This is a genomic window from Nocardioides sp. URHA0020 (genome assembly GCF_000620705.1).
GTDB lineage: Bacteria > Actinomycetota > Actinomycetes > Propionibacteriales > Nocardioidaceae > Nocardioides.
In genome coordinates, this window is the sequence record NZ_KK211168.1 from 470,590 (window position 1) to 481,170 (window position 10,581).

At 69.9% G+C, this 10,581-nt stretch carries 11 protein-coding genes; 1 reads left to right on the plus strand and 10 read right to left on the minus strand.

Going from position 1 to position 10,581, the window contains the following annotated elements:
• Positions 1-22 precede the first annotated feature (22 nt).
• From N542_RS0113975 to N542_RS0114020, 10 genes are read right to left on the minus strand one after another with little or no spacing between them, the layout of a single operon-like run.
• Positions 23-685, minus strand: a complete 663-nt coding sequence (locus tag N542_RS0113975; protein ID WP_028644453.1) for a hypothetical protein — start codon at positions 683-685, stop codon at positions 23-25.
• Positions 682-1,179, minus strand: a complete 498-nt coding sequence (locus N542_RS24890; protein WP_051551771.1) for a hypothetical protein — start codon at positions 1,177-1,179, stop codon at positions 682-684. Before N542_RS24890 ends, N542_RS0113975 begins: the two co-directional genes overlap by 4 nt.
• Positions 1,176-2,444: an MlaD family protein gene (locus N542_RS0113985; RefSeq protein WP_028644454.1), complete on the minus strand. Its 1,269-nt coding sequence runs from the start codon at positions 2,442-2,444 to the stop codon at positions 1,176-1,178. The genes N542_RS24890 and N542_RS0113985 overlap by 4 nt, the downstream gene beginning before the upstream one ends.
• Positions 2,441-3,772 (minus strand): MCE family protein, encoded by a 1,332-nt coding sequence (locus N542_RS24895; protein ID WP_028644455.1) that lies wholly within the window; start codon positions 3,770-3,772, stop codon positions 2,441-2,443. Before N542_RS24895 ends, N542_RS0113985 begins: the two co-directional genes overlap by 4 nt.
• Positions 3,772-4,941 (minus strand): MCE family protein, encoded by a 1,170-nt coding sequence (locus N542_RS0113995; protein WP_028644456.1) that lies wholly within the window; start codon positions 4,939-4,941, stop codon positions 3,772-3,774. The genes N542_RS24895 and N542_RS0113995 overlap by 1 nt, the downstream gene beginning before the upstream one ends.
• A gap of 1 nt (position 4,942) precedes the next feature.
• A complete protein-coding gene (locus N542_RS0114000) occupies positions 4,943-5,938 on the minus strand; it encodes an MCE family protein (protein WP_051551773.1) in 996 nt (331 codons plus the stop codon).
• On the minus strand, positions 5,935-7,023 hold the full coding sequence (locus tag N542_RS0114005) for an MCE family protein (RefSeq protein WP_028644458.1): 1,089 nt from the start codon (positions 7,021-7,023) through the stop codon (positions 5,935-5,937). Before N542_RS0114005 ends, N542_RS0114000 begins: the two co-directional genes overlap by 4 nt.
• Positions 7,020-8,330 carry an MCE family protein gene (locus N542_RS0114010; RefSeq protein ID WP_028644459.1) on the minus strand — a complete coding sequence of 437 codons (1,311 nt, stop codon included), beginning with the start codon at positions 8,328-8,330 and terminating at the stop codon, positions 7,020-7,022. The genes N542_RS0114005 and N542_RS0114010 overlap by 4 nt, the downstream gene beginning before the upstream one ends.
• Positions 8,330-9,169: an MlaE family ABC transporter permease gene (locus N542_RS0114015; RefSeq protein WP_028644460.1), complete on the minus strand. Its 840-nt coding sequence runs from the start codon at positions 9,167-9,169 to the stop codon at positions 8,330-8,332. The genes N542_RS0114010 and N542_RS0114015 overlap by 1 nt, the downstream gene beginning before the upstream one ends.
• Entirely contained in the window at positions 9,169-9,942 is a 774-nt protein-coding gene (locus N542_RS0114020; protein ID WP_028644461.1) for an ABC transporter permease, read from the minus strand. The genes N542_RS0114015 and N542_RS0114020 overlap by 1 nt, the downstream gene beginning before the upstream one ends.
• Positions 9,943-10,259: 317 nt before the next feature.
• On the opposite strand from N542_RS0114020, the gene N542_RS24900 reads away from it, so the two are divergent.
• The coding region (locus tag N542_RS24900; protein ID WP_231482654.1) for a GIY-YIG nuclease family protein at positions 10,260-10,581 on the plus strand (322 nt) is incomplete at its 3' end.

Consider the following 10,581-nt stretch of genomic DNA (forward strand, 5'->3'; position numbering starts at 1 on the left):
TAACGTGTTCTAGTTTGTCCCGTCACTTGGTCTCGATGTCGGAGACCAGCCAGCCGTGGTCGGTGTGGACCACGGTGACCAGCGCCCGGTACTGCGCGTATGCCGTCCGCGGCTTGCCGTCCTGCACCTTCTCGACGTACTGGTTCAGGAAGAGCAGCGCCTGGACCTGCGCGGGCGAGGCCTGGACGACGCCCTGCGCGACCGCCTTCACCTGGAGCTTGGTCTGCTGCGCGATGAACTGGTCCTTGATGTCGCCCGACGTCGCGCGGTACTCCTTCGCGAACGCCTCGGTCATCCGCTCCGCGGCCTTGTCCACCTGGCCGTCGTAGTCCTGGTAGGTCGTGGACAGGATCTGCTCGGTCGCGTTGGCCGCCGCCGCCACGGCCGCTCGGTGGCTGACCTCGCCGGTCACGACCGGGCGGGCGGCCGACACCGTCGGGGAGGGGTCGCGCGCGAGGTAGACGATCTCGCCGAGGCCGACGAGGGCGAGCACCACGATCGTGGCGAGGAGGACGTACGTCGTGCGCCCGCGGCCACCGGTGGTCTCGACGACGCGCGCCGACGGCGGCTGCTCGGCGACGGGGTCCTGGTCCGGGACGACCGCTGCGCGCTCGCTCCCCCGCCCGGCGACCGTGCGCGGCCGACCGGTGGCGGCACGGGACTGGCCCTTGCGCGGGGCGCTCATCCGACGAACTCCACGTTGCTGGTCTTCCAACTGCCGCCCTCGCGCACCAGGTCCACCTTGATCCGGAACTGGCGGGCGACCGGCTTGTTGCCGGTCGAGGTGTTGGCGACGGTGCCGGAGGTGGCGACGATGACCGAGGCGCTGTCCTGGTCGGAGTCGACGACCCCGGCCCAGAGCACCGTGCCCTCCATCACCGACTTGGCCTTCGTCAGGATCTTGACCACGTCCTTGGTGCTGGTGTCGTACTGCTTGGCGAAGTCACCGGTCGCTCCCGCGGCCACCGCGTCGATGCTCTCCTGGGCCTTGGTGTAGTCGATGTTCACGAACGCCTGGACCTCCGCGCGTGCCGCGTCGAGCACGTCGCCGTACCGCTCCTGGTCCGCGGCCGCACGCTGGCGGTCCTGGTGCTCACGCTGGACGAGCACGCCACCGAACACGACGGCGCAGCCGAGCAGCAGGGCCAGCACGTAGAGGCCGATGCGCAGCCGCCTCACCGGGTCGTCACCGGACCCACCAGCAACCACTTCCACGCGTCATCTCCCAGGATCGACAGGTTGCCCGGGTCCACGAACCGGACCGGGTCGCCGTTCTTGTCCACTGCACCTCCGATGATCCCTGTTCGCGGGTCGTACGACGAGCGGTAGAGCCGTCCGGGCGACGGGTTGGCCGCCGTGCCGGGTGAGTAGTTGGCCCCGCGCATCGCGAACGGCGGGCCGCTCGCACAGTGGGCGGGGTAGATGGTGGCGTCCTTCAGGTCGCTCGGCGGACGCCACTGGTTGCGCGGCCGGTAGCCGTCGGTGCACGGCGGCTGGTTGTACGCGAGCTGCAGGTTGACGTGGCCGTAGCCGTCGCCGGGGGTGCCGGTGAAGCCCGACGAGATCGTCCTCGGATAGGTCACGAGCAGCTGCTCGACCCCGTCGAGGTGCGAGACGACGACCTGGTTGACGCTGACGGCGCTGCCGAGCAGCACCGGCAGGGTCGGCTCGAGGTCGGTCAGCAGGGCGTCGAGCTCACGGGCGGTCCCCGGGGTGCCGTCGAGGACCTTCTCGAGGTCGTCGTCACTGGCCGCCAGCGCGCCCGTGAGCGAGTGCAGGTCGCGCGAGAGCGAGCGGATGTTCTCCTTCTCCCCCTGCTGCGTCGTCAGCACCTTCTTGCCCTGGTCGAGCAGCGCGATGGTCTCGTCGGTGTGGGCCGAGGCCTGACGGATGAATCTGCTGCCGTTGTCGAGCAGCCGCTGGAGCGGGACTCCGGTGTCGTTGAACATCGTGCCGAGCTCGCGCACGACGGTCTGCAGCCTCTCCTGGTCGACCGACGACACGAACTGGTCGAGCTCGACGAGGAGGTCGGACTCGTCGACCGGCATCGACCTGGCCGTGCCGTGGAGCACGTCCCCGGCCTCGACGTACGGGCCCTGGTCGTCCGGCGGCTCGAAGTCGAGGTACTGCTCCCCCACGGCGGACAGGTTGTGGACGTACATCGGCGAGTCGACCGGCAGCCTGGTGCCGTCCTCGAGCGCGAGGTCGAGCATCACGCCCTTCGTGGTCGCCTGCATCCTCGAGACCTTGCCGACCTTCACGCCGCGGTAGGTGACCTCGCTGCCCTCGAAGAGCCCGCCCGACGTCGGCAGCGTCGCGTGCACGTTCATGCCCCGGCCGAGCACGCGATCCACCAGGCCCAGGTAGGACCCGGCGATGTAGACGATGCCGACCGCGCTCAGGACCACGAACGCGACGATCCGGTTGCGTACGCCGCGCGTCATTGCGGGCCTCCGTAGAGAGCGGTCGGGGCCGGAGCGGCCACTCGCGGGTCGGCCCCGCCGACGAGGCCGGTGAGCAGCCCGCCCAGCAGCCCCCCGTCGTCGTCGGGCGGGACCGTGCCGGACCCGGGGACGGCGTTGATCACCGTGCACACCGGGTTGTCGCGGTAGGCCTTCTTCCTGCAGTCCGCGCGCAGCTGCTTGAGCAGGTCCACGGAGTCGAGCACCTTGCGGCACGCGGCACTGGTCAGGTTGCCGCTGCGCAGGCACCTGTCGACCTGGCTGAGCACCTCGCCGGGGTCCGGCAGGCCGGGGACGCCGCCGCCGTCCTGGCCGTTGGGGATGACGTTCTCGAGGTTGATGTCGGCGCGGATCGAGGTGTTGGCGTAGTCGCCTTTGACGATGTCGCCGGCCTCCTTGGGGAAGGGGAAGCTGACCAGCAGGTTGAGGCCCGGAGCGAGCGAGTCACCGGCCTCGGCCAGCTCGGCCAGGATGGGCTGCAGGTGGTCCAGCGAGGCGAGGATGTCGTCCTTGCTCGCCCCGATGACGCGGGTGCCGACCTTGCCGAGCCGGTCGAGCGAGCCGAGCATGGCGACCAGCTCGTCGTGCTGCTCGGCCAGCACCCGCACCGCCGGACCGGCCACGTCGAGCGCGTCGGTGATGGTCCTCCTCTCCGCGTTGAGCGTCGCGGTGAGGTGGGCGATCGACTCCATCGCGTTGATGATGTCGGCCTTCTGGGCGTCGATCGTGCCGACCACGTCGTCGAGGGAGTCCAGGAGGTGCCGCAGCCGGTCGGTCCGGCCGTCCATGACCTGGTTGAGCTCCTGGGTGATCGTGCCGAGCTGGGCCACGCCGCCACCGCTGAGCAGGAAGGACAGCGCGCCGAGCACCTCCTCGACCTCGGGGTTGCGTCCGGTGTCGGCGAGCCCGATGGTGTCGCCGTCGGAGAGCCGTCCGGTCGGCCGTCCCTGGGGCGGCGGCTCCAGCGCGACGTACTTCTCCCCCAGCAGGCTGACCTGGCGGATGTCGGCGACCGCGTTGTCCGGCAGCTCCACGTTGTCCTTGACGCGCATGGTGACCCGGGCGTGCCAGCCGACGCGCTCCACGTCGGTGACCTCCCCGACCGTGACGTCGTCGACCATCACCGGCGACTTGGGGACCACGTTGAGGATGTCGGCGAAGTCGGCGGTGACCTGGAAGGAGTTGTCGTCCGAGACCGGCGATCCGGGCAGCGGCAGGTCGTAGGCGCCGTCGAACTTGCAGCCGCTCGCCGCCACGGCGACCACGACCACCAGGATCACCGGCACGCACCAGCGCGGCACCCGCGTCATCAGCCGCCGCCCATCAGGGCACTCAGCGAACCACCGGGCGCCACCCGGTTGGCCGACGTGCCCTGCGGCACCGCGGGCGGGATCGTGGGCAGCTGGCCCTCCACCGGCTCGAGGAGCTGCTTGAAGAGGCTGCACGCGAGGTCCGCGCTCTTGGCGGGCAGGTCGGCCTGCTGCACGACCGAGCACAGGAAGCCGTCGGCGTCCCAGGCGTTGCCGCTGATCCCGATCCGGGAGCCGATCGTGCCGGTCTCGGAGTTGAACGCCAGGCTCAGGTTGCCGATCGCGGTGGGTGCGACCTGGAGGGCGGTGTCGAGGCTGTCCTTCTCGGAGTTGATCGTCTGCATCACGCGGGTGAGCCTCTCCACGTCGGCCACCAGCGCCTTGCGGTTGTCGTGGACGAAGCCCTTCACGGTGCCGACGGCGTCGGCCACGGCCGCCAGCGACTGCCGGATCTCGGTGCGCTCCCCGGCCAGCTGCGCCGAGACCCCGGCCAGGTCCTGGACGAAGGCGCGCACGAACCGGTCGTTCTGCGCCAGGGTCGTGGTGAGCTCCGCGAGCCGGGTCACGGTGTCGAAGAGCGGGCCGCTCCCCTCCCCGAAGGTCTGCGCCGCCGCGGCCAGCTCGGTGAGCATCCGGTTGCCCGCTGCACCCTGCCCGTCCAGCGCGTCGGCGCCGGCGGTGAGCACGTGGTTGAGGGTGCCGTCGTGGTTGACGCCGTTGGGTCCCAGCGCCTCGGAGAGGTCGCGCAGGCTCGCGTAGATGCGGTCGAGCTCGACCGGCACCCCGGTGTCCGGCAGGGGGATGTCGGCACCATCGGCCATCAGCGTGTCGCCCTCGTCGTACGCCGGGGTGAGCTGGACGAACCGGTCCGCCACGAGCGTCGGCGTGACGATGACGGCCTTGGCGTCGGCGGGCACGTCGTACTGGGCGTCGTACTCCATGTCGACCCGCACCGAGTTGCCCTCGGGCACGACCGCGGTCACCCGGCCGACGTTGACCCCGAGGATCCGCACGTCGCTGCCCGCGAAGATGCTGACCGCACGCGGGAAGTGTGCGGTCACCGTCTTGGGCTTCGCCTCGTCGCGGACGACGAAGACGTAGACCCCGACGACCAGCACCAGCGCGACGACGCCGGCGAGCACGCGGCCCGGGACCGTGGTGATGGCCATGTCAGTCGTCCATCCGGGTCGGGACGAACTCGCCGGTCGGGATGGCGAGCAGGTTGGAGGCGTAGGCGTCGAACCACGGTCCGGTGCCGATGATGTTGCTGAGGATGTCGACGTACGGGCCGAGGGCTCCCAGCGTCGCCTTGAGCTCCTTGTCCTTGGAGTTGAGCAGGGCCAGCAGGTCGTCGACCTGCTGGAGCGCCGGGCCCAGCTGCGCCTTGTTGTCGGCTGCGACCCCGCGCAGCTCCTTGGCCAGGGACCGCGCGTTGACCAGCAACAGGTGCACGGCCTCCTTGCGACGCCGGACCTCCTGGAAGACGAGGTCGCTGTTCTTCATCAGTGTCACCAGGTCGTCGCCGCGCGCGGCGAGCACCTTGCTCACGCTCTGCGAGCTTCGGAGCAGGGTCTGGATCTGCTCGTCGCGCGAGGCCACCGACTCCGAGAGCCGGGCGATGCCGCGGAAGCTCTGCTCGATCTCGGGGGCCGCCTTGTTGGTGGTGTCGGCGACCACGTCGAGCGCCTGCGCGAGCTGGTCGGTGTCGATCCGCTCCGTCGTCGACGTCAGGTCGGTGAAGACGCCGACGATGTCGTACGCCGACCGGGTCCGCTCGGTCGGGATCACGTCGTCGGCGGCGAGCTGGCCCGGTCCGGCCGGCTGCACCTCGAGGTACTTCTCCCCCAGCAGGCTGAGCACCTCCACCGAGGCGCTGCTGTCCTGGCCGAGCTCCACCCCGTTGTCGACGCTGAAGGTCACGACGACCGTGTGGCTGTCCTTGAGGGCGACGTCCTGGACCCGGCCCACGCGGATGCCGCCGACCTGGACCATGTTGCCCTGGTGCAGCCCGCTCGCGTCCTTGAGCTCGGCGCGGTAGGTCGTGCCGCTGAACCCGGGGAACTTCCCGAGGTTGAACGACGCGGCCAGGATCAGCGCCATCAGCACGAGCGTGATCGCGCCGAGCCGCAGGACCCGTGCCTCGCCGTACCGGCTGGTCGCGCTCATGGGGCCGTCGCCCCGTTGCAGCGCGGCGCCGTGGAGTGGAAGTCGAGGTGGTTGAGCTCGTCCATCAGCTGCTTGACGCCGGGGAGGTCACCGAGGCCGGCCGGCAGCGTGATGCGGCCGCTGAAGCCGCAGATGTAGTAGTTGTACCAGCTGCCGTAGGTGCCGGTGCGGGTCTGGTCGGTCATCGACTCGGGCAGTCGGTCGAGCATCTCGATCACCTGCTTGCGGGAGGCCTTCTTGTTCAGCAGCGCCGCGAGCCTGCGGAGCTTGGCGACGTCGGACTTGAGCAGCGGCCGGCCCTGGCGGACCAGGTCGGCGACCACCACGGTGAGGTCGGAGATGTTCTGCAGCGAGGAGCCGATCGTGGACCGGTCGCGCGCGAGGTCGGTCATCCAGTTCTTGAGCTCGACGACGAGCTCGCTGAGCTGCTGGTGGCGGCTGTCGACGGTGGCGAGGGTCTGGCTGAGGTTGGTGACCACCTCGCCGATCAGCTCGTCACGGTCCGCGAGGGTGTTGGTGAGCGACGCCGTCTTCTGCAGCAGACCCTGCACGGTGCCGCCCTCGCCCTGGAGCACCTGGACCAGGTTCATGCTCAGGTCGTTGACCTGCTCGGGGTTCAGCGCCTGGAAGAGCGGCTGGAACCCGTTGAAGAGCACGGTCAGGTCCAGCGCGGGCTTGGTCTGCCGGATCGGGATCGTCCCACCGGCCGCGAGCGCCGTCGCCGTCCGGTCCCCGCCCTGCTCGAGGGCGAGGTAGCGGTCGCCGACCAGGTTGAGGAACCGGATCTCGGCGTGCGAGGCCGTCGTCAGCGGCAGGTCGGACTTGACCCGGAAGGTGACCAGCGCCTGGGTGCGCCGGTAGTGCTCGACCTTCTTGACCTCACCGACGCTGACCCCGGCGACCCGGACGTCGTCGCCCTTCTGCAGCATCGACGCCGTCGAGAAGACGGCCCGGTACGTCGTGCCGGCGCCGAAGCCGATGTTGCCCATGATCGCCGCCAGCAGGCCGGTGACCAGGAGCGAGACCACGGTGAAGATGCCGAGCTTGATGCCCGCGGCGATGGTGGTGGCGTTGCGCGAGCTCATCGCGCACCCCCTGCGGACTCACGCACGAGCGGTCCGTAGAGGAGCGAGCCGAGCGAGCCGTAGCGGCGGGCGTCCGCCCCGGACCGCTGGGAGAGCATCGCGTTGAGGATCTGCTGCTCGCCCGCGCTGCCCGAGTAGTCGGCGCCGACGCGGTTGAGGCCGAGCAGGTCCGGCACGGGCGACGTCGGTGGATGCTCGTCCATGTCGCTGCCCTGGTCGAGCGCGACCGGCGGCACCGGCACCGGCGCGTCGGGCAGCCCGAGGCACCAGGGGCCGTGGCCGACCTCGCCGTACGTCGGGCGGTCCCGCTCGTCGTACGCGCGGTACTGCGGCGTGCCGAGCTCGAGGTACTGCTTGACCTGGTTGCCCTCGAAGGTCTTGGCGAGCCGGGGGGCGTACTTCGCCGCGCCCTTGATCAGGCAGGGGAACTCCGGTGAGTAGACGGCCAGCAGCCTGAGCACCGGCTCGGAGACCTGGCCGAAGCGGATCAGGTTGCTCTCGTTCTGCCGGAGCACGCGGGTCGAGGTGTCGGCGACGCCCCGGAGGTCGGAGAAGAACGACCCGAGCTGCGCCTTGTTGTCGACGATCGTCTGCCCGGTCGTGGTGACGTTCTGCAGCACGGCCAGCAGGTCGGGGGCCGCGAGGTCGTAGGTGTGGGCCACGTCGGCGAGCCTGACCAGGTCCTCGCGCAGCGTCGGGAGGTGCTGGCCGATCCGGCCGAGGTAGGTGTCCAGCTCGTCCATCGTCCGTCCGAGCTGCTCACCGCGCCCGCCCAGAGCGGTCGCGAGCGCGTTGAGCGTGGCATTGAGATCAGCGGGTCGGACGGCGCGCAGCAGCGGGAAGAGGTTGGCCAGGATCCGGCTCAGCTCGACGTTGGTCTCGACCCGGCTGGCCGGGATCACGGCGCCGTCGGCCAGGGAGGTCGACGACGGGTGCTTCGGACGGACGAAGGAGACGAACTTCTGGCCGAAGAGCGTGGTGGGCAGGATCTCGACCGAGACGTTGGCGGGGATCTGATCGGCCTCGTCGGGCTCGAGGGCGACGGTGATCTCGGCCTGCTTGCCGTCCTGGTCGATCTTGCGGACCTGGCCGACGAGGGCACCGTTGAGCCGCACGTCGCCGAACTTCGCCAGCTGCAGGCCGGCCCGGTCCGCCTTGATCGTCACGGTCGTGGAGCGCTCGAAGGTCTTCTGGTAGACCGCGATCGACAGCGCGACGAGCAGCGCGATCACGGTCAGGAAGACGACACCTGCCAGCAGCAGCCGACGGTGCTCCGCCGGGCTGTCGTGGTAGATGTTGACGAGCATCAGCCGGTGATCCTGACGGTCGTGGTGGATCCCCAGATCGCGAAGCTCAGGAAGAAGTCGGCGACCACGATCGTGACGATGCTGGTGCGGATCGCGCGGCCGACCGCCGTACCCACGCCGGCAGGACCGCCCGAGGCGGTGTAGCCGTAGTAGCAGTGGATCAGGATGACGGCGGTCGCCAGGAAGAGCAGCTTGAAGAACGACCAGAGCATGTCGATCGGCGGCAAGAACTGCAGGAAGTAGTGGTCGTAGGTGCCCGGCGACTGCCCGTAGATGTAGGTCGTGATCAGCCGGGGCGAGAGGTACGACGCGCTCAGCGCCACGACGTACAACGGGATCACCGCGACGAACGCGGCGATCATCCGGGTGGTCACCAGGAACGGCAGCGACGGGATGCCCATCACCTCGAGCGCGTCGATCTCCTCCGAGATCCGCATCGCGCCGAGCCGTGCGGTGTAGCCGCAACCGACGGTCGCGGCGAGCGCGATCGAGGAGATCAGCGGGGCGACCTCGCGGGTGTTGAAGTAGGCCGAGATGAACGCGCTGAACTTCGCGACGCCGAGCTGGCTCAGCGACGCGTAGCCCTGGATGCCGACCTCGGTGCCGGCGAAGAACGCCAGGAAGGCGATCACTCCCGCGGAGCCGGCGATCAGCGTCAGCCCGCCGGCACCGAAGGTGACCTCGGCCAGGGTGCTGGTGATCTCGCGGGGGTAGCGCCTGATGGCGCGCGGGACCCACAGCAGCGCCTTCACGTAGAAGAGCAGCTGGTCGCCGTACTGCTCGAGGGAGCTGCGTCGTCCCTTGACGAAGGAGCCGCCCAGCTCGCCGATGCTCGCCATCAGAGGCCCGCCGGGGGGACGACCTGGAAGTAGATCGCAGTGATCACGGCGTTGATGAAGAAGAGCAGCATGAACGCGACGATCACCGACTCGTTGACCGCGCGGCCGACACCGTTCGGGCCGCCGCCGGCGTTCAGGCCCTTGTAGGCGCCGACGATCGCGGCCATCCCGCCGAAGATGACGGCCTTGACGATCGCGATGTAGAGGTCGTTGATGCTGGCCAGGGCGGTGAACGACGACAGGAAGGCGCCGGCCGACCCACCCTGGACGATCACGGTGAAGAAGTAGCCGCCGCCGATCCCGGCGCCGATCACGATGCCGATGATCATGAAGGCGACGAACATCGTCGCCAGCACGCGGGGTACGACGAGCCGGGCGATCGGGTCGACGCCGAGGACCTCCATGGCGTCGATCTCCTCGCGGATCTTGCGCGCGCCGAGGTCGGAGCAGATCGCGGAGCCCGCCGCCCCGGCGATGATCAGCGCGGCCGCGATCGGGGCCGCCTCGCGCACGACCGCCAGCACCGCGGTCGCACCGGCGAACGACTGGGCGCCGAGCTGGCCGGTCAGGTTGCCGACCTGCAGCGAGATCACGGCGCCGAACGGGATCGAGACCAGGACCGTCGGCATCAGCGTGACGCTGGTGATGAACCACGCCTGCTCGATGAACTCGCGGAACTGGAACGGCGTGGTGAAGGTGCGCTTGGCGACGTCGACGGTCATCGCTGCCATCTCGCCCGGCCCCCGGACGATCGACGCAGCCGACACCGCCACCGCTGCACCTCCCGCTCTCACTAGAACGTGTTCTCCCAGACGCTCAACGAGCGTCCGCCCCGGAGGTAACGCCCACGAAACGCGGGCCCGCGCGCCAGGCCGGTGGGTCGAGCTGTGAAGGCCGGGCGCCGGCCCCGGTGGTCGAGGTGCGAAGGCCGGGCGCCGGCCCCGGTGGTTGAGGTGCGAAGGCCGCCAGGCCTGAGCCTCGAAACCACCGCCCCGCGGCCCCCGGTGGTTGAGGTGCGAAGGCCGCCAGGCCTGAGCCTCGAAACCACCGCCCATCCACAGGCACGCCCCGCCCCGTTGCACTCGGATCCGTGCCGACGGACCCTGACGAGATGCCGTACACCTACATCGTCCGGTGCGCTGACGGCACCTACTACGTCGGAAGCACCTGGGACGTCGAGTCACGCGTGTGGCAGCACAACAGTCCCGACCTCGGAGCGGCGTACACCCGCCACCGGCAACCGGTCTCGCTCGTCTGGTGCTCCTGGTCCGACTCGATCGAGCAGGCCTTCGCGTTCGAGAAACGGGTCCAGGGCTGGAGCCGCCGCAAGCGCGAGGCCCTGATCCGCGGTGAGTACGACGCGCTCCCCGACCTGTCGCGCCGCAGCGCGGTCCAGCGACGATCGACCGAGC

Bases quoted from the DNA above. Each gene is read 5' to 3' on its own strand.
- N542_RS0113985 (WP_028644454.1), bottom strand. From the start codon at position 2,444: ATGACGCGCGGCGTACGCAACCGGATCGTCGCGTTCGTGGTCCTGAGC.
- N542_RS0113975 (WP_028644453.1), bottom strand. From the start codon at position 685: ATGAGCGCCCCGCGCAAGGGCCAGTCCCGTGCCGCCACCGGTCGGCCG.
- N542_RS0114005 (WP_028644458.1), bottom strand. From the start codon at position 7,023: ATGAGCTCGCGCAACGCCACCACCATCGCCGCGGGCATCAAGCTCGGC.
- N542_RS0113995 (WP_028644456.1), bottom strand. From the start codon at position 4,941: ATGGCCATCACCACGGTCCCGGGCCGCGTGCTCGCCGGCGTCGTCGCG.
- N542_RS24895 (WP_028644455.1), bottom strand. From the start codon at position 3,772: ATGACGCGGGTGCCGCGCTGGTGCGTGCCGGTGATCCTGGTGGTCGTG.
- N542_RS0114010 (WP_028644459.1), bottom strand. From the start codon at position 8,330: ATGCTCGTCAACATCTACCACGACAGCCCGGCGGAGCACCGTCGGCTG.
- N542_RS0114000 (WP_051551773.1), bottom strand. From the start codon at position 5,938: ATGAGCGCGACCAGCCGGTACGGCGAGGCACGGGTCCTGCGGCTCGGC.
- N542_RS0114015 (WP_028644460.1), bottom strand. From the start codon at position 9,169: ATGGCGAGCATCGGCGAGCTGGGCGGCTCCTTCGTCAAGGGACGACGC.